Annotated in this window: 19 protein-coding genes; 2 read left to right on the forward strand and 17 right to left on the reverse strand. The window is 40.9% G+C overall.

Translation table 11 applies throughout. From position 1 onward, the window contains the following. From EXE30_RS11045 to ribF, 6 genes are all read right to left on the reverse strand, one after another. The coding region (locus EXE30_RS11045; protein WP_130162432.1) for a DJ-1/PfpI family protein at nucleotides 1-470 on the reverse strand (470 nt) is incomplete at its 3' end. Between the two features lie 328 nt (nucleotides 471-798). Continuing rightward, on the reverse strand, nucleotides 799-1341 hold the full coding sequence (locus EXE30_RS11050; protein ID WP_130162433.1) for an NADPH-dependent FMN reductase: 543 nt from the start codon (nucleotides 1339-1341) through the stop codon (nucleotides 799-801). A gap of 118 nt (nucleotides 1342-1459) precedes the next feature. Then, nucleotides 1460-1942 (reverse strand): FKBP-type peptidyl-prolyl cis-trans isomerase, encoded by a 483-nt coding sequence (locus EXE30_RS11055; RefSeq protein ID WP_130162434.1) that lies wholly within the window; start codon nucleotides 1940-1942, stop codon nucleotides 1460-1462. A 1-nt stretch (nucleotide 1943) separates the two neighbouring features. Next, nucleotides 1944-2474 (reverse strand): signal peptidase II, encoded by a 531-nt coding sequence (lspA, locus tag EXE30_RS11060; protein WP_004667903.1) that lies wholly within the window; start codon nucleotides 2472-2474, stop codon nucleotides 1944-1946. After that, entirely contained in the window at nucleotides 2467-5304 is a 2838-nt protein-coding gene (ileS, locus tag EXE30_RS11065; RefSeq protein ID WP_130162435.1) for an isoleucine--tRNA ligase, read from the reverse strand. Before ileS ends, lspA begins: the two co-directional genes overlap by 8 nt. Nucleotides 5305-5357: 53 nt before the next feature. Next, nucleotides 5358-6359: a riboflavin biosynthesis protein RibF gene (gene ribF / locus EXE30_RS11070; RefSeq protein ID WP_130162436.1), complete on the reverse strand. Its 1002-nt coding sequence runs from the start codon at nucleotides 6357-6359 to the stop codon at nucleotides 5358-5360. Nucleotides 6360-6565: 206 nt separating this feature from the next. On the opposite strand from ribF, the gene EXE30_RS11075 reads away from it, so the two are divergent. Both EXE30_RS11075 and EXE30_RS11080 read left to right on the forward strand, forming a co-directional pair. Next, nucleotides 6566-7699, forward strand: coding sequence for a TDT family transporter (locus EXE30_RS11075; RefSeq protein WP_130162437.1), 1134 nt, complete (start codon nucleotides 6566-6568; stop codon nucleotides 7697-7699). Nucleotides 7700-7771: 72 nt separating this feature from the next. Then, nucleotides 7772-8338, forward strand: coding sequence for a 5'-methylthioadenosine/S-adenosylhomocysteine nucleosidase family protein (locus EXE30_RS11080; protein WP_130162438.1), 567 nt, complete (start codon nucleotides 7772-7774; stop codon nucleotides 8336-8338). Nucleotides 8339-8488: 150 nt separating this feature from the next. Here the strand turns inward: EXE30_RS11080 and EXE30_RS11085 are convergent, their stop codons facing one another. The 11 genes from EXE30_RS11085 to EXE30_RS11135 form a co-directional block, all read right to left on the reverse strand. Continuing rightward, nucleotides 8489-9928, reverse strand: coding sequence for an ATP-binding protein (locus EXE30_RS11085; protein ID WP_130162439.1), 1440 nt, complete (start codon nucleotides 9926-9928; stop codon nucleotides 8489-8491). Between the two features lie 133 nt (nucleotides 9929-10061). Then, complete coding sequence (locus tag EXE30_RS11090; protein ID WP_130162440.1) at nucleotides 10062-10505, reverse strand: selenium binding protein; 444 nt, start codon at nucleotides 10503-10505, stop codon at nucleotides 10062-10064. A 292-nt stretch (nucleotides 10506-10797) separates the two neighbouring features. Next, on the reverse strand, nucleotides 10798-11409 hold the full coding sequence (locus EXE30_RS11095; RefSeq protein WP_004667910.1) for a TetR/AcrR family transcriptional regulator: 612 nt from the start codon (nucleotides 11407-11409) through the stop codon (nucleotides 10798-10800). A gap of 241 nt (nucleotides 11410-11650) precedes the next feature. Next, nucleotides 11651-12451 (reverse strand): ABC transporter ATP-binding protein, encoded by an 801-nt coding sequence (locus EXE30_RS11100; protein WP_130162441.1) that lies wholly within the window; start codon nucleotides 12449-12451, stop codon nucleotides 11651-11653. Nucleotides 12452-12464: 13 nt separating this feature from the next. After that, on the reverse strand, nucleotides 12465-13268 hold the full coding sequence (ssuC, locus tag EXE30_RS11105) for an aliphatic sulfonate ABC transporter permease SsuC (protein WP_130162442.1): 804 nt from the start codon (nucleotides 13266-13268) through the stop codon (nucleotides 12465-12467). Beyond that, nucleotides 13265-14440 carry an FMNH2-dependent alkanesulfonate monooxygenase gene (ssuD, locus tag EXE30_RS11110; RefSeq protein ID WP_130162443.1) on the reverse strand — a complete coding sequence of 392 codons (1176 nt, stop codon included), beginning with the start codon at nucleotides 14438-14440 and terminating at the stop codon, nucleotides 13265-13267. The genes ssuC and ssuD overlap by 4 nt, the downstream gene beginning before the upstream one ends. A 32-nt stretch (nucleotides 14441-14472) precedes the next feature. Then, nucleotides 14473-15459, reverse strand: coding sequence for an aliphatic sulfonate ABC transporter substrate-binding protein (locus EXE30_RS11115; RefSeq protein WP_130162444.1), 987 nt, complete (start codon nucleotides 15457-15459; stop codon nucleotides 14473-14475). A 9-nt stretch (nucleotides 15460-15468) separates the two neighbouring features. Further along, nucleotides 15469-16464, reverse strand: coding sequence for a sulfonate ABC transporter substrate-binding protein (locus EXE30_RS11120; RefSeq protein WP_130162445.1), 996 nt, complete (start codon nucleotides 16462-16464; stop codon nucleotides 15469-15471). 307 nt (nucleotides 16465-16771) lie between these two features. After that, nucleotides 16772-18127, reverse strand: coding sequence for an amino-acid N-acetyltransferase (gene argA / locus EXE30_RS11125; protein WP_130162446.1), 1356 nt, complete (start codon nucleotides 18125-18127; stop codon nucleotides 16772-16774). Between the two features lie 111 nt (nucleotides 18128-18238). After that, the gene (locus EXE30_RS11130; protein WP_130162447.1) at nucleotides 18239-18619 is read right to left on the reverse strand and encodes an RcnB family protein; all 381 of its coding nucleotides are present in this window, start codon (nucleotides 18617-18619) and stop codon (nucleotides 18239-18241) included. Nucleotides 18620-18795: 176 nt separating this feature from the next. Further along, nucleotides 18796-19542, reverse strand: a complete 747-nt coding sequence (locus EXE30_RS11135) for a YciK family oxidoreductase (RefSeq protein WP_130162448.1) — start codon at nucleotides 19540-19542, stop codon at nucleotides 18796-18798. Between the last annotated feature and the right edge of the window lie 22 nt (nucleotides 19543-19564).

The following is a 19564-nucleotide window of genomic DNA, read 5'->3' on the forward strand; positions in this document are numbered from 1 at the left end:
GGCCATTCATGGGTATTACAGCGGTGGACGGCCTTATCTACCCAATGAGCGCCCGCATTTTCAAGATCTAAGCGGATGCTTTTATATGAGGTCAGATTCTTATCTTTGATTCGCTCTGCATTGATTAGAACCCAAGGTGCATGGCAAATTGCAGCAATAGGTTTTTTCTGATCAGTAAAATATTGAATAATCTTGTGTGCTGTTTCATTAAGGCGAAGACTATCTGCATTTACAGTACCGCCCGGAATGATCAAAATGTCATAATCTTCTGCTGAAACCTGATCTAAAGAAGTTTGAGGGGAATAGCTAGGCCCTATTTCTTTATCACTTTTCACTGTTTGTACTGTTTGAGATGTCTCTGCGGCATGTATGACTTCAACCCCTTTAGCTTTTAAGAACTCAAGGGGCTGGATAAGTTCATCGTGTTCAACACCAACATTTGAAGTTATAAATAATGCTTTTTTAGCCATCGTAGTTTCTCCTCAAGATTACTTTTAGTTAGGTTAGCAATGCAAAAGCGGGAGAAATGTAGTGCTTTAAGTGGCAGATTGTATCTTAAGAGACAAGATGTCTAGTTCTGTTACATCCTAATAAAAGTAATAAAAAAAGCCCCATCATCCTGATGGGGCTTTTTTCGTATTTAGTTTATTGTCGTTTATTTCCTATAAACAACCACTTCCTGTGGGTCTTGTTATTTTCAATGAGACTTCCTGTCTCTGTATGGTTTATATATTAAAGTGAATACAGGGCACTGTATATTCGTCAATGACCCCGATCACTGTACGTTCAGGCTTACAGCTAAGCTGAATGATATTTCTGTAATTTCTCAACCATTCCTTTTAAACCTTTCACCTCAAACTCATTTGCTTCAAAGGTTTGTTCTTTATTACGTTTGAAAATATCCCGAATTTCTAAGGTCGCATTAGAATCAATCATGCCAAGTTGTGTACCCACCTGACGGATCTGGTCAATTGAACGAGAGCCATTGGTTGAGCCATAACCGATGTAAGCAGCAGGTTTACCTTGCCATTCCTTACCTAAGTAGTCCAATGCATTCTTAAGCGCTGGGCTATAACCATGATTATATTCAGGGCTAATCAAGATAAAAGCATCAGCAGTTGCAATTTTATCGGCCCATTGTTGTTGTTTGGGTTGATCATAAATTCCTGTGGCAGGAGGGTTAGCACCTGCAAAAATAGGCAGATCCCATTCTTTCAAGTCTACGATTTCTGTTTGGATGTTTTCCAATGAAAATGCTGTAATCGCCTGCTGTAGCCAATTAGCAACTTTAATCGCAGTGCGTCCTTCACGAACACTTCCAACAATAATATGAATGAGCATTTATTAATTCCTATAATTTATTTGTTTGACGATTTAATTTTCACGAATATGAGAAGGTTTAAATAATCTTATACTTATCTTGAGTGATAAAAAAAGCTCTCATTTGAGAGCTTTTGTATTACATCAGTTTAATGGCTTGCTGACCCGCAGGGGTGACTTTAAAGATTTCGACCTCAAAAGTGATGTTTTTCCCTGCCAATGGATGATTAAAATCGATTTCTGTGATGTCATCATTGACTGATTTCACGATACCAAACAAGGTTGCTTTGGCTTTATCTTCGAATTCAATCATATGACCAATGATTGGGCGTTGTTCAAACTTAACAGTATCAAAGGTTTGAATATTTTCAGGATTCCAAGGGCCAAAAGCATCTTCAGGTGGCAAATGTACGGTACGACGGTCGCCTGCACGTAAGCCAAATAAAGCCTTTTCAAATCCAGGTAACAAGTTACCATCACCAATCACAAGACTAACCGGTTCTTCACGGCCGCGTGTGTTGTCAATCTCAACGCCATTTTCAATCGAAACAGAAAAATGCAAATCAACTTTTGAGCCATCTTGGATACGCGTTTCTTCGTTCGGTTGGATAATGTCAGTCATATTATGCATCCTTGTTTTGGTTGCGTTTCTTTTCAAGGAAGAAGGTATCAATCAATAGCAGAATAGTTCCTAAAGTAATGGCACTGTCTGCAATGTTGAATGCTGGGAAGTGGCTGTTTTGATAGTAAACATGGATAAAGTCCACCACATAGCCCAAACTGACGCGGTCAATTAAATTACCCAGCGCGCCACCAAGGATCAATGCAATCGCCATCGGTAAAACGATCATTTTCTTCGGCATGCGCATCAGCCAGAAAATAAAAATGACTGAAACTAATGCTGCTAACGACGTAAAAAAGTAGCGTTGCCATCCACCAGCGTCTGATAAGAAGCTAAATGCTGCGCCATAATTATGCAGCAATGTCCAATTTAGAAAAGGCAGTACTGGAATAGGATCTGCATAATTTAAATGCGAGCTTGCAATCCACTTGGTCCATTGATCCAACACAATGGCTAGGAGTGAAAGTCCAAGCCAAAGTAGATTGTGTGGGTAAAATTGGAACAAGCCCGTTTTGGTTTGTGAATTAGGCATACTTTCTCACTTCGCCACTGCCAGTGACGTTGACGATACAGCGGGAGCATAAACCAGCATGACCAACATGTGTATTTACATCAGGCAATACATGCCAGCAACGTACACATTTTTCACCTTCAGCAGCCGAAATTCGAACACGTAAACCAGCAAGGTCTGTGCTTTCACCTTGCTCAGCATAAGGGTGAACGATGACTTGAGAGGTGATCAAGACGAAACGGAGTTCGTTAGCCAATTGGTTTAATACTTTTTCTAGCGCTTCATCTGCCCAGAGTTCAACTTTAGCAGATAAGTTACTGCCCACCAGTTTAGCGTTACGTGCTGCTTCGATCTGTTTATTTACTGCTGACTTTACGCTAATCAATGTTTGCCAATCTGCTTCAGTGATTTGTCTTTCAGCTGAGGCAACAGGGATGTCATACCACTCAGCGGTGAACACGTATTTTTCAGTTTGTTCTGGAATCAGTGACCAAGCTTCTTGCGCAGTAAAGCTCAAGATAGGAGACATCCAGCGGACAAAAGCCTGAACGATATGATACAGCGCAGTTTGAGCAGATAGACGTGCTTGTGAATCGGCTTTAGTGGTGTATTGACGATCTTTGATGATATCGAGATAGAAACCACCCAAATCGTTAATACAGAACGTGGTTAATGCGCTACACACCGCATGGAAGTTCATTTCTTCATAAGCTGCAACAATGGTTTTTTGTACATCGTGAGCACGTTGTAAAATATATTGATCAAGCTCGATCAATTGGTTTACAGGGAGCGCATCGGTACTTGGTTTAAAACCATTTAAGTTGGCAAGTAAGAAACGTAAGGTATTACGAATACGGCGATAGCTATCGCTGACACGACTAAAGATCTCTTTACTCGCTGCGATTTCATAGCGGTAGTCGCTAGAGGCAACATACAGGCGTAAGCCATCTGCACCCAATTGCTTGATGATTTCTTCTAATGGGATGTAGTTACCCAATGATTTAGAGAGTTTACGACCATTTTCATCAACCGTGAAACCATGGGTTAACAATGCTTTGTAGGGTGCACGATTATGGGTTGCGATCGAAGTGAGTAGTGACGACTGGAACCAGCCACGATGTTGGTCTGAACCTTCTAGATATAAGTCAGCAGGACATTCAAGATCTTCACGCTGCTCAAGTACTGCATAGTGTGTCGTACCTGAATCGAACCATACATCTAAGGTATCGCGAATAGCATTATATTGTTCAGCATCTGCACCTATGAAGTCTTTTGCTTCACGATTAAACCACGCATCAATGCCTTCTTGCTCGATCAGTTTTGCAACTTCTTCAATCAGTTCAGGGGTACGAGGATGTAATTCATTGGTGTCTTTATGCACGAAGAATGGGATTGGAACACCCCAAGTGCGTTGACGAGAGATACACCAGTCTGGACGGCCATCAATCATTGACTCAATACGGCTCTTACCCCAGCTCGGTACGAACTCAATGTCATTCTCGATTGCATTGAGTGCTTTACTACGCAAGTTTTCTTGATCCATGCTAATGAACCATTGCGGTGTTGCACGGAAGATAATCGGTGTTTTATGACGCCAGCAATGTGGGTAACTGTGTTTGATCGGTTGATGTGCCCACAAACGACCTGTCGCCCCTAAAGCTTCAATGATTTTTGGATTGGCTTTATAGATGTGCTCGCCAGCAAAGATAGGGGCAGTCGGTAAATACACACCATTGCCACCCACTGGATTATCGACTTTAAGGTTATATTGTAAGCCGACTTTATAGTCATCCACACCATGTCCAGGTGCTGTGTGTACCGCCCCTGTACCGCTGGTTGCAATAACGTGCTCACCTAAAATGATTGGAACCTGACGATCTACCAGTAATGGATGCTGAAGCAACAAGTTTTCAAGTTTGTTACCGGTAAAATCAGCCAAAACAACAGGATGCTCAAGCTTGTAACGCTCAATCGCCGATTCAACTAAATCTTTTGCCAAAATAAAGTTTTGTTTAGCGCGATCAGTGCTGACCTGAACCAACTGGTAGTCAATTTCAGCGTGTAATGCCACAGCTTGGTTGGCAGGCAAGGTCCACGGTGTGGTGGTCCAAATCACGATATCAGTCACGTCTTGTACATCTATACCGAGACGTGCACTTAAATCTTTGAGATCAACAACGGTAAAACCAACGTCAATCGCATCAGATTTTTTATCTTCGTATTCAACTTCAGCTTCAGCAAGGGCAGAGCCACAGTCCATACACCAGTTCACGGGCTTTAAGCCTGGCTGTACGTGACCATTTTTTTGAATTTGACCTAAAGCACGCACAATATCGGCTTCTTGCTTAAAGTTCATGGTCAGATAGGGATTATCCCAATCACCTAACACACCTAAGCGTTTAAAATCAGCGCGTTGTATATCGATTTGTTGTTGTGCATATTCACGGCAGTGCTTACGGAACGTCGCAGCATCCACTTTCTCACCGACTTTACCGACTTTTTCTTCCACTTTAAGTTCGATAGGTAAACCGTGGCAGTCCCAACCGGGTACATAAGGCGCATCAAAACCTGCCAAAGTACGACTTTTGACGATAATGTCTTTAAGCACTTTATTGACAGCGTGACCTAAGTGAATGGTACCGTTTGCATACGGAGGACCATCATGCAAAATATATTTTTTCTTACCAATACGCGATGCACGAATCTGCTGATAAATGTTGTCGGCATACCACTCTTCTAACCATTTGGCTTCACGCACAGCCAAATTTGCCTTCATCGCAAATTTAGTGTCAGGCAAATTGAGTGTGGCTTTATAATCCACTGCATTTTCAGGAGTTTGCTTATCGCTCATGCAAGTTGTCTTCCAGTTTGATCAGTCTAAACTGACAGGTTTTACAATTAAATTTAAAAAGGAAATTCAGGTGTACGCTTACGATAATCTCGTAACTGCTGTACATCATCATCAATTCCAGCTTTGAGTGCTTCAAGCGAAGGATAATTCAGTTCACCATGTAAATAGTGAAGAAAGGTTACCCGCATTAATAAGCCATACAGATTAGCAGAAACATCGGGGAAATGTACCTCTAATCGCCATTCAGGTTGAGCTTGTTGAATCGCAGGGCGTGTCCCCACATGACCTGCACCAAACAAACTGTCACCTTGGTATCCTGCAATACCATTTAGCGCAGGATCTGCATGTTTTATTGTTGCTGTAAGTGAAGCATTTTCACATACGACATCTACAGCATAAATCCCACTTAAACACGGTCTATGGCGGTTTAAGCGGACATTAATCGTTGGGAAATCAAGCGTACGTCCTATTTGATCTCCGTATTGCACACGACCTGTGATGCTATAAGGGCGACCCAGTAACTTTGCTGCTAATGCGAGATCACCTTCTTGTAAGACTTGACGAATACGCGTTGAACTAACACGGTCACCATTTAAGGCAACGGTATTAAGGTTGATCACATCAAAACCATAATCGCGTAAAAAACTGCTATTGCCTTGACGATCTTTGCCAAAATGAAAGTCATCGCCTAACACCAAGCTTTGGGCATTGAGTTTGAGTTTGAGTAATTCAGCGAATTCAGTGGCGTTTAAACTTCTAAAATAATGATCAAATTTGGCTACAGCAATATAGTCGACGCCAAGCTCTGTCAAATATTCTACTTTTTCACGTAGAGAGCTAATGCGTGGCGGAGCTTCGTAACCTTTAAAAAATTCGAGGGGTTGCGGCTCAAAAATCATCACTAATGTTTTTAAGCCTTTGGCTGCTGCCAATGTTTTGAGTTGAGCAATCATCGCTTGATGTCCTAAATGGACACCATCAAAATTGCCAATCGTTACCGCAGTCGGAGGTAACTGAAAATCTGGCGATAAAGCGTTGAGACGAAGCAACTTCATGGGCGTTAAATTCAGCGAATTTTGCAAAGGCTGTATTTTGCCATATTCTCAGCGTTTCGTCTTGTTGTTGTGTTTTTATACAAGATATTTTCAATATTTAAGAAATATATATCAATTAAATTGATTCATTAAATAAAAATAAATCAATTTTTCTTATTTATGGATTGGAATAAGATTCCTTTATCGCCGCTTACTTAGAGCTAGAGATGAAAAAGCCATTTTACCAGTTACAACAGAGCAGAGATGTGATTCGTCATTTTACCCCGAACTGGTTTACTGCAACCATGGGAACGGGTGTCGTGGCAATGATTTTAGCACAGTTACCTTTTGCGTCATCGCTCATGTTTATGCTGGCAACCAAATTATGGCAGTTCAATATTCTGTTATTTAGCACTTTTAGTGTTCTCTATATCTTACGTTGGATTCTGTTTCCAGCAGAAGCCAAGCAGATTTTCACGCATCCCAATATGAGCTTATTTTTGGGTGCAATTCCGATGGGCTTGGCAACGATTGCCAATGGGTTTCTCAATTTTGGTACAGCGTTATATGGTGATATTGCCATTCAAATTGCACAATATCTTTGGTACATCGATGTGTTTCTTGCCGTTGTGATTGCGTGGCTCGTGCCATTTTGTATGTTTAGCTGTCAAGATCATCATTTACATCGTATGACCGCAGTCTGGTTATTACCCATTGTGGCGTGTGAGGTTGCAGCAAGTTCTGCTGGTCTGTTAGTACAACATTTGGCCGCAGATCAACATGCTTTTTATATTTTGATCACGGGTTATGTGCTGTGGGGAATTTCTGTTTTGCCTGCTTTTGCGGTATTGACGATTTTGATGTTGCGCTTGGCCTTGCATCAATTGCCTGAGAAAGAAGTGGCGATCTCAAGTTGGTTGTGTTTGGGACCGATTGGCACAGGAGCATTGGCCTTACTGTTATTGGGCGAACAAGCACCACGGATTATGCAAGCCATGGGTTTGGAAAGCTTAGCAATATTATTGCCAGCTCTTGGGATTGTGGCGAGTCTAGTGTTGTTAGGCTTTGGGGTATGGTGGTTTGGTATCGCCATTTTAACCACACTGAGACATGCACGAACTGGCATTCCATTTAACTTAGGGTGGTGGGGTCTGACCTTTCCATTTGGGGTCTTTATCTTAGCGATCTTTAATTTGGCACATCAGTTACATATTGATGCGCTACAGTATGTCGCTGTGGTTTTAAGCTTACTTTTAGTTGGCTTATGGGCTTTGGTCATGAAGAAAACAGTGGTGGGTGCATATAGTGGCCAATTATTTTTCTCTCCATGCTTGGTCGCATTGCAGCAGAAGATGCAATAATATTTGAGCTGTGGGAGACCACGGCTTTTTTTATATATGGTTTTCAATTTCACCTAAAACGAGTTCTAGTGTATGCGTGCTGATGTTGCCTTGATTATGGCTTTGCCAAATGAATCTAAAGGTCTGTTTGAACAGGCGGGGATTAATGTTCATTACAGCGGAATTGGCAAAATCAATGCGGCATTTAAAGCCTTTGAGGTGATTCAAAAAACAGGATGTAAGACTTTAATCAATTTGGGTAGTGCGGGAAGTTCGCATTTTAATGCACATAGTCTGGTTGAAGTAATCACATTTGTGCAGCGGGATATGGATGTTTCCCCCTTAGGTTTTGCGGTGGGTGTCACGCCAATGGATGATGATATTCCTGCCGAAATTCATGCACAGCCCCATTTTGAGTATTTACCTAAAGGGGTTTGTGGAACGGGAGACTCCTTCGAAACAGGGCAGCCGAAAGTAAGCTGTAATTTAGTGGATATGGAAGGCTATGCTTTGGCAAAAGTCTGCCGAAAGTTGGATGTGCGCTTGATTTCAGTCAAATATATTACCGATGGTGCGAATGATACGGCCCATCTAGACTGGGAAGAGAACTTGCTCTTGGGCGCTCAAAAATTATTGGCTTTGTATCAGGCACATTTTTAAATGTAAAGGTCTAGCCTTGTAGTTTGTATGGGTGGGCTTTTGCGTATCGGTAGATTGTTGAAATTAAAAGTTACTTTAGCTTGCAAGCTGGTTACGCATAAGAGATTTTATGTTAAACAAGCATCCTAATTAGGATGCTTGTTTATTTTTTTATTTGCCAATTCTTTTTAATGAGTTAAAACCAACTATATATGCGTATAAACTTGATGGTTTGAAAGTAAATAGTTCATCTCTATATATCAATTCATCATCAATAGTTTTACTAGTAACTAAAATAGAATTAGTTTGTAGGCTAGGATTTTTTCGTTTAAAGTTTATGCAGTTATCTAATTCTTTATGATCTGTAAATGGACGATCTGTCCATTTTATTTCGATGAACCACAGTGGCTTTTGTAGGTTACCTAGATAAACAATATCAATTTCACCATTATCCCATCTAGCATAATATAAAGAATCAATGGCTCCATGTTGCCATTGACTATAGATTGCTGTCTCTGTCAACGCTCCCATATGTGGAGAATCAGGTTCTATTTGTCCAAATAAGGCTGCTCTCATAGATGGATTAGTTAAATAGATTTTAAAGAAATTTGCTCTTTTAAATCGCTTACAGTTGTTGTCAATCCTTTCAACTCTTTTAATCAAGAAGGCTGCCTCTAGATATTCTAAATAGCGTTTGATCGTATTTTTCGCTACCCCAGAATCCTTTGACAGACCGTCTAAAGATACTTCCTGCCCTGTGTTATAAGCTAGGGTAGTAAATAATCTATTTAGTTCCTGAATATCATTAATACCATACAGACTAGGCAAATCTCTTAAAAGAACCTTATCGATGATGTCACTCTTAATATATTGTGACTGATTTTCTCGAATTGTTTTAGAAAAAACAGTTTCAGGATAGCCACCATAATTAAGATAATTAACAAACTCTTTATTTAGATCTTCAATATTATTTGTAGTGTATCCATGTTCATCATTTTCATCGTCTCCCTCATCTTCAATATAGTTAATTAAGTCAGACTCTTTACCTATAAAAGAAAGGTATTCAGCAAATGTTAAAGGTGGAAGTACATAGTCACTAAATCGTCCAGCACCAGATTCATTACTTTTTAAGCGTAATGCGGCAGCAGCAGATCCTGTAACCACAAATTTATAGTCTGGATATGAATCTACTAACGACTTTAGATGGACTTCCCAATCTCTTAGATATTGAATTTCATCGAAGTATATATATAGTTCATCGTGTCTTTTATGATCATGTAATGAATTAAAAATATTTAGAAGTTTTTCTAAAGCAATACCTGTATAAATAGGTGTTTCTAAAGATAAAAATAATATTTTTTTATGATCAACTGAATTTTTATGAATTAGCCCATAAATACTTTGCATGACCATCACAGTTTTACCCACACGCCTCGGTCCCATCAATACAAGCGCTCTGTTCACAGAACGATCTAAGATGTTTTCATAGAAGCTAAAAAAGTATTTCCTTTTGGGGTGTTTGCTATGGGGAATAGCCGTATCTCTATCTTCCCACCATGGATTATCAAATTTTAGGCGCGCTATGATTTCATTTTCCGAAATAGTTAGCATAAGAAATACTCTAAAGATTTTGTAGACATATATCTATAATACTCTAAAAAGCCAGAATAAGATCAGATCTCTGATCTTATTCTGGCTTTTTATTTTTTAGGTTCTTATACCAGCCATTATGTTAAATAAGCGATTAGAATCCTCTAAATTGATGCAGTTTAGTTGAAAGTTCTTCATTCAGCTTTATGAAATTCATCAAATATTCTTCAGTAATTCTCTCTTGTCTTCCATCTCTATGCTTAGTTGCGAGCATTTGATTATCTACGTCATCAATAACACCAGCTGGAGCTGTAATTTGAAAGCTATGTACTATTCGATTTCTTATATCAACGATATCACTAAAAAGTTGTGCAATAGTTGCATCTGAATTAGCTGTAATCGTCTGTTCAATATCACCACTAAGGCGACCTGACACTTTGTCTATGAGTTTATGCCATTCATATTGACCAGTCTGATCTCCTCTTAAGATGTTTTCGATCACAAAGCTATTATTTGAATTAAATACGCAAATAGCCGTTCCTATAAGTTCTCTATACTTTTTTGATGGCAAAGCTTGATGTGTATAACTTTCATACATGTTATGAAGTCCTGAATTTAAGTTTTTAAAGATTTTCTAAAATTAACATAATACGCCTTATGCGTAATTTTTTAACTTTTCCTTTTTATCTCAATATCTTAACGTAAGCCGTTCTAAGGTTCAGCACACTGGAACGGTTTTTCATAATTTTTTCATGTTCCATAAAATAAGTCTCTTAATATGTAAACTTATTTCAGGATGGGTCAGGTCACGCATTTAATAGAAAAAAGCGACTAATAAAGTCGCTTTTTAGTGTATTTCAAACGCTAAAATTAAGGCTTGTGAAGAAAATCTAACGTGGTAATGCGCCGTACAGCATCAAATGAACTGTGTGTTCAACAGAGCGTTGGTACATACTGCGATTGCGCAAGGTTTTACCCGTCACCATTTCCATTTGAGTGGAAAAATCAGCATAGTTTTGGGTGATTGCCCAAATATTGATAATAAACAGTTCAGGATCAATTTCTTTAGACAATTTACCTTGTTCTTGCCAAATCTGGATCACTTTGGTTTTGCGTTTAAATAGCTTTTTCAAAGGACCTTTTAAGATCGGTAAAATATGCGGTGCACCTTGGATAATCTCCAGTGCAAACAAACGCGATGCTTTCGGTTGATCGCGTGAGCTTTCTAGCTTTTGAATTAAATAGTGGGTGAGTGCTTCGGTCGGCTCAAGTTCTGATTCCAGTGTTTGCAAGGGCGCAAGCCACTTTTGCAACACCGTGGTTAGCACCTCGACGTATAGAGACTCTTTATTTTCATAGTAATAGAAAATATTAGATTTGTGCATACTAGCGAGTTGTGCAATCTCATCCAAACTAGCGCCACTGAACCCATAGACGGAAAAAACATCTAGGGCAGCATTCAGCAGTTGATTGCGCTTTTGTGTACTTTTTTTCTGTTCCATCTGCGAGCTTGATTCAAAAAATGTCATTGACATTGTAAGATAAATTGTCGGTTTTGTGCACAAGAACACAGTTTTTTATTAAAAAAAATGTAGTTCTTAGATTAACGGTAACGATGTGTTTGATAATGATGAATATCTAAAAATTGAATTACATGATTTGTAAATTATTCCTGCTGCATTGAAGGGCAAGCGCTTCGTATTTTTATGCTTTTAACCACATTTTAAAGTCGATGAGACGGTTTCAGGTAGCTAAAACCGCATCTAGGACGTGCTGTTCGAGTTGTGCAAACGCAATACTTTTTTTACGTGGACGTGGCAGATTGACCTGAAAGTTGTGAGCGATGTGTCCTTGATCGAGTAAAATAATCCGATCGGCAAGTTGGACTGCTTCACTAACATCATGCGTGACTAAAATCGCCGTAAAGCCTTGTTCTTTCCACAACTGTTCTATGAGCTTTTGCATTTCCAAACGAGTCAATGCATCTAATGCCCCTAATGGTTCATCCAGCAACAGAATACGTGGCGTATGGGAGAGGGCACGCGCTAAAGCTGCTCGTTGGCGCTGCCCCCCAGAAAGTTGTGCGGGCCACTGCATGGCTTTGTCTTTTAAACCGACTTTTGTTAAAAGCGTTTCTGCTAGGTGATGCTGGGTTTTGGTTAAACCTAATTGTACATTTTGTAAAACGTTCTTCCATGGTAGTAAGCGAGGGTCTTGAAACATCACTCGAATATCAGCACTGGTGATGCCTTCCCGAAAGTTACGTGCAGACTGGAATTTAATTTCACCATAACTTGGTTTTTCCAGTTGGGCAATCAGACGCAGTAGCGTGCTTTTGCCGCAACCACTACGCCCTACAATGGCAACAAACTCCCCAGCTTGAATATTCAGATCTAAATCTTCTAAAACTTTGACCTCGTCATAAAACTTATAGAGTTGTTCAATCAGAATGTCTGCACCATTTGCGGGAGCGGTTGGCGTTTCTGGCTCAGCCACAGGCTGGATCAAACTGTCATCAAAAAAATTTAAATTCAAGTTACTCATATTCGTCTCCTTTTTATTTTTGATAGCCTGCATGCCAGCGTAATAAATAGTGTTCTAAAGCTTGTGCCAATACGTCCGCTAATTTGCCCAGCAAGGCGTAGAGTAAAATGCCGACCAATACGATATCAGTTTGTAAAAACTCGCGTGCATTCATGGTCATATAGCCGATTCCTGCTTGCGCTGAAATGGTTTCCGCCACGATGAGCAAGACCCAAACCAACCCTAAAGAAAAACGCAGCCCGACCAAAATAGAAGGCATTGCGCTGGGTAAAATAATGTCTTTATAGAGTTGCCAACGATTGAGTCCGTAACTTTTACCCATTTCAATCAGTTGAGGATCGATTGAACGAATGCCATGATAAGTATTGATATACATCGGAAAAAATACACCGACAGCAACCAAAAATAATTTGGCCGTTTCATCGATTCCGAACCATAAAATCACCAATGGAATCAGTGCCAGTGCAGGGATGTTACGGATCATCTGTAAGGTGGTATCAAGCAAGGTCGAAGCAATCCTTGATGAACCATTTAACAATCCTAAAATCAGCCCCAAGCCACCCCCAATCAACAAACCCAACAACGCTCGACCAGCACTAACTTTGACGTGTTGCCAAAGCTCGCCACTGACCAATAAATGCCAAAAAGCACTCACGACAGCTGTAGGGGCAGGTAGAACTCGACTTTGTAATAAGCCAGAACTAGAAGCTCCTTGCCAAATCAAAACCAGTAAAATTGGAAACAGCCAAGGCAATAAACTTTTGCCTATTTTTTGTGTTCCACGTGAAACATCATTGAATAGCGTCTGTACACTCATACGCTCTCCTTAACCACTTTTCTGGGTTGCTTGACCTCAGGCACATAGTTATTGGCAATGATTTCACCGAATGGTCCTGTTAAATGCGGCTGTGCCAGTTTCTCTCGGGTTTTAAGCGGCAGTAATGGGAACACCAATTCAGCAAACCGAATTGATTCTTCTAGATGTGGGTAGCCAGAGAAGATAAAGGTATCAATCCCCAAATCAGCATATTCTTGGATACGTGCCGCAACGGTTTCAGGATCACCGACTAAGGCGGTTCCTGCGCCACCCCGAACTAGACCAATACCCGCCCAAAGGTTAGGTGAGACTTCAAGCTGATCTTTACGGCCCCCATGTAGCGCAGCCATGCGTTGTTGCCCAACAGAATCCATTTGTGCAAATTTTTTCTGTGCTGCGGCAATGGTTTCATCATCAAGGTATTGGATCAATTCATCCGCAGCAGCCCAAGCCTGTTCATTGTTTTCGCGGACGATGACATGTAAGCGAATACCATAATTCAGCGTACGTCCTTTAGCCGCCGCTTTTGCACGTAGGTGTTCGATTTTTTCTTTCACCGCAGCAGGCGGTTCACCCCAAGTCAAATAGGTATCCACTTGCTCAGCGGCAAGCTCAGTTGCCGCGTCTGATGAGCCACCGAACCATAAAGGTGGATAAGGCTTTTGTACGGGTGGGTAGAGTAGTTTGGCATCATCGACACTGAGACGTTCGCCGTGAAAAGTAAATGATTCACCCGTATGCGAGCGAGTGAGAATTTCTCGCCAAATTTTTACATATTCAGAAGCTGTCTGATAACGAGTGCTGTGGTCTTCATACAGACCATCACCTTTTAGTTCTTGCTCATCTCCGCCCGTAACAAGGTTGAGGAGAATACGACCATTCGACAAACGATCAAAAGTTGCTGCCATGCGTGCAGCAAGTGAAGCTGTGGTGATCCCTGGACGTAATGCAACGAGGAATTTAAGTTGTTTGGTTGCATCGATTAAGCTTGCCGCCGTAATCCACGGATCTTCACAAGAACGACCCGTAGGAATCAAAACACCGGCATAACCTAAATGGTCGACTGTAACGGCAATTTGTTTCATATAAGCATGATCGACCTGACGAGCACCCTTACTGGTACCTAAATAACGACTGTCACCGTGAGTGGGGATAAACCAGAAAATATTCATGTCGATGTTCCTCATGAAAATAAAAGCAATGATTATTGGGCAGACCAAACACTTTGTTGGATATCAATCTGCGTAGGAATGAGTTGCGCTTGTTTAAATAAATCGGCGATTTGTTGTTGATGCTGTATGACCTCTGGAAGGAGCGGCTGAACAGGTGAGGGTTTTGGTCGTTTGTCTAGTACCCGTTGGGCGACTGGTATACTGAGCCCCGTGCTTTTGGCATAAATCTGTAGTGCTTGATCTTGATGTTGCACAATCCATTGATCTGCAAGATTGTTGGTCTTGATCAGTTTCTGGACGGAATCAGGATATTTTTGAATGAAGTCAGGATTGCCAATATAAAAAGAATACGTGGTTGGGAACGCGCGACCATCAACCAACGTTCGGGTGTGACCTTGTATTTCGGCAGTGCCTAAGTAGGGTTCCCAAATCGCCCATGCATCAACCGCTTTTTTATCAAATGCGGCACGTGCCTCGGCTGGGGCTAACCAAATGGGTTGAATGTCTTGCCAAGATAAACCTGCTTTTTGCAAAGTTTTGGCTAATAATTCATGCGCACTTGAGCCTTTCTGTACAGCAACACGTTTACCTCTTAAATCTTGAAGTGAATTAATCGTGTGATCTGCGTGAACTAAAACCGCTTGTGCCGTCGGTGCCACTACTTCATAAGCAACATAGCTCAATGGTTTTGCTGCGGCTTGGGCAAAGATCGGTGGCGTGTTTCCAACATAGCCAAAATCGACAGCACCGACTGCGAGGGCTTCTAACATTTGTGGCCCAGCTGGAAATTCTCGCCACTCAATTTTGGCATTTGGAAATGCTTGTTCAAACAGCTTATGTTGTCTTGCAACCAATAAATTGAGTGATGATTTTTGAAAGCCAATTGAAAGGGTTTTGACGCTTTGTGTCTCAGTTGATGAAGTGGTTTTTCCAAGCGTTTGTTCTGATTTCTGGCATCCAATGAGTGTAAATGTGGTGAAAGCTAAACCAATGACCGAAATTTTAACGAACAACTTCATACTGAGCCTCTATTTTTTAAGTTGGTTTTTTAAGACAGCATCTTGAATCACCAATTGCTTTGGAATGAGTTTCTGAGCAAAGAACGCATCGGCAACATACTGCTGTTCTTTGGCGACTTGTGCAGAAATGGGCTGAACGCCAAATCCCATACGTGAAATAGAGGTTTTTAAAACATCAAACCCCAGTCCAGTCGGTTTTTCTAATAATTTTGCAGCATCGTTAGGATGGTTTTTAACCCAATCTGTGGTTTGATTGAGGGTACTGACCAGTGTTTTTAGTGCTTCAGGATGACTCTCCGCAAATTTACGATCTGCTAAATAAAATTGATGGTTATTGACCAAATGTTCACCGCTTGCAAGCACACGTGCATGAATTTGATGTTGTGCCGCTGCGAAGAAAGGATCCCAAATCACCCAAGCATCAACCGCACCCTTTTCAAAGGCAGCGCGGGCATCGGAGGGTGGAAGATAGACGGGTTGAATGTCATTTAAGCTGAGTTTATTTGCCTCTAAAAGCTTGAGTAATAGGTAATGCACATTCGAACCTTTATTGAGTGCAATACGTTTCCCTTTGAGATCTTGTATGGATCGAATAGTCGAGTCTTTTTGCACAATGAGCGCTTCGGCAGTCGGAGCAGGAGGTTGATTGGCGACATACACCAAGTTTGGATTGGCTGCTTGTGCAAAAATTGGGGGCGCTTCACCTGCTTCACCAAAAACTACACTGCCAACATTGAGACCTTCTAAAAGCTGGGGACCTGCAGGAAATTCAACCCATTTGACATGAACACCTTGAGCAGCAAGACTTTTTTCTAATTCACCTTTTGCTTTAACAATCGGCAAGATGCCATATTTTTGAAAGCCGATGCTTAATGTTGTGGTCTGTTGTTTTGTGGTGTCTTGCTGCTCAGTTTCTTTTGCACAACCTGCAATCCCGATCACGCTGGCAAGACCTGCTGCTAGAAGAGTGTATGTTGCCCATGAGCGATGAATAGGACTGGTCATGTTGGTGGTTCTCCCCGAAAAATCAAAAAAGACTTCAATAAGATGAGCAACCAAGCTAAAACTTTTTTTAATGCATAAAAAATAAATAATCGGGCATTACTTATGATGAAAAGTGCAAAAAAGAAGAACGAATAATCTTATCTTTAGATGGAATAACAGGAAATCATTTTTAATTTATTAAAATATTGTTTTAATTCATTTTTATTATTTTTGTAGATCAAGTGGATTGATGTTCTTGTCGTTGTTAAACAGAAATCATGATGAATTGGAGATATCTTTATCAGAAATAAAAATATCTCCAGTTTCATTAGGCCAGTACTTTTTTAAACACCAGCGAGTTACGTTGGTAGTTATATAGGGCTTGGCGCGCATTGGGTAAATCATCAATATGAGCGGGTACAAAGCCATGTTCTAAAAACCAGTGCGCTGTTCGTGTCGTGAGTACGAATAGCTGTTGAATCCCTTGTTGTTTGGCTTTGTTTTCTAAGAATTGCAGAATTTGACTGCCACGATTGGATTTGCGGTAGCTAGAATCAACCGCAACGCAGGCAATTTCAGCTGAACGCGTTTCATTTTCTGCCGATGAAATCGGGTAGAGTGCTGCACATGCCAAGATCATTCCATCGCGTTCAATTACTGCAAATTGCTCGATTTCACTTTCAAGCAGTTCGCGAGAGCGATAAACCAAAATTCCTTCTTGCTCAAGCGGGCGAAGTAAATTAATTAAGCCACCGACATCGTTGATATTGGCAATACGCACTTCTTCATAATGTGCATCGGTGATCATGGTTCCTATGCCATCACGGGTAAAAAGTTCCTCAATCAACGCGCCATCGTAGGTATAAGAAATCAAATGCACGCGATGTACGCCAGACAAAGAGGCTTGCTGTGCTTGTTTGAGATGTAAGGCAAATTCTGGATAGTGTGCTTGATATTGTTGAATATAAGATTCAAGCTGGCGAGGGCTTAACTCACGTAATAATTGTTGCTTTTCATTCATCAGGCCTTGTTTTTCACCCAAGAAAATCAGCTTATCCGCATTTAAGGCAGTCGCCGTTTTGGTTGCTACCTCTTCCGCCAATAAGTTGAAAACTTCACCTGTGGTTGAGTAACCCGTAGGTCCCAATAATACGATATTGTGGTTGTCCAAATGCCGCTGAATCGCATCGGTATCGATTGAACGAACTTCACCTGTCAATTGGAAGTCAACGCCATCACGAATACCGTAGGGCTTGGCCGTGACAAAATTACCTGATACGACATCAATGCGAGCGCCGTACATTGGCGAGTTTGCCAACCCCATAGAAAGAAGTGCTTCAATTTCTAAACGGATAGAGCCCACTGCGTTCATCACAGCGGGTAATGATTCACGTGTGGTTATGCGACGATTTTGATGAAAAGGTGTTTCAATTTCTCTTTCACCCAGATTCTGATTGATTTGCGGGCGTGCACCATAGACCAAAATCAGGCGAATACCGAGAGAGTGTAAGAGTGCGATATCATGAATGATATGTTGGAAATTTTGGTGTTGGACTGCTTCACCACTAAACATCAGCACAAAGGTTTTATGGCGATGCGCATTGATGTATGGTGCAGAATGGCGAAACCAATGTACATAATCTTGTGTTGTACTTTGTGAAGTTTCAGTGATTTGATTCGCCATGTCGATCTCAGATATACATCAATGAATCTGATTCTAACTAAAAAAACCAAAAGATAAACCGATTCCTAAAACAACAGTTCAATTTTCTTTGGTTTAACAAGCGTAAAGCGTCTAGAAAGCCATAATACGCACAATGCTATTATCATTTGAGTTAACTAAGATGTAATCATTATTGATTTTGTACCATTGTTGATCACGCCCAGGCTTAGGTAGATTATTGTCTTTATAATCAATCTTATAACCATTTCCTCGATAATGTTGAGGCATGACGTAACCTGCTTGCCAGCGATGTTGTTTTAATCGCTCTACACCACGTTCTTCACGCATACGACGTTCACGCATACGATTATCATTATCCGGACGTTCAAAATTTCGACCATGTTTATTACCACGTGAATCATCATCACGATCAAATCGTGGACCTGCAAAACTGCCCATGCTGCTAAACAGGGTGGTTGAACTTAAGATTAAGATAATGAAAAATTTTTTCATGATGCACCTAATATCGGATGTCTCTCATGTGAAAACTGTACCTTAAAAATGCAGAGAAACTGTGAAGATCGATTCAGTATTCCATTAATAATATGGAGCATCTCTCCTCGTTTCGATCATAAAGGCAAGTTTAAGGTCAGTTTGCAATGTTGTTTTGAATTGTTCTGATCAAGTTGTTAACTTTGCGCATCAATACTTTGGCCATTCATCTCTAAACTATCATCGCCCATCAAATAAAGATAAGCAGGCATGATGCTATCAGGTGTTGGCAATACTTTAGGATCTTCATCTGGATATGCTTTAGCGCGCATTGCGGTACGCGTTCCACCTGGATTGATGCAATTAAAGCGAATATTTGGATAACTGTTTTCTAAAGCAAAAATTTTGCTCATGGCTTCAGTCGCGATTTTAGAAACTGAATAAGCACCCCACAAGGCACGTGCTTCACGGCCCACACCAGAACTGGTAAAGATCACAGAAGCATTTTCAGATTTTTCGAGTAAAGGTAGCAATGCTTGAGTCATAGCAAAGGGTGCACGTAAATTCACCGCCATCACATCATCCCAAACATCTACAGGATAATTTGCCAGCTCAACCCGATCGCCCAACATACCAGCATTATGCAAAATACCATCTAAACGTCCGAATTGTTGTTGTAGCGTATCAACTAAAAGCTCATAGTCATGGCTAGACGCTGTTGAAAGTTGCAAAGGCAAAATAGCAGGTTGTGGAGCGCCTAATCCCTCGATTTCATCATAGATGACTTCGAGTTTATTGAGGGTTCGGCCATGCAATACAACTGTTGCGCCGTGCAGGGCATAACTCATCGCAGCAGCTCGACCAATACCATCACCCGCACCAGTAATGAGGATGATACGATCTTTAAGTAAATCTGGACGAGGTTGATATTCTGAATATTTCATTGTTATGCCTCCTGTTATCTTG

This window comes from Acinetobacter halotolerans, assembly GCF_004208515.1.
GTDB classification, from domain to species: Bacteria; Pseudomonadota; Gammaproteobacteria; order Pseudomonadales; family Moraxellaceae; genus Acinetobacter; species Acinetobacter halotolerans.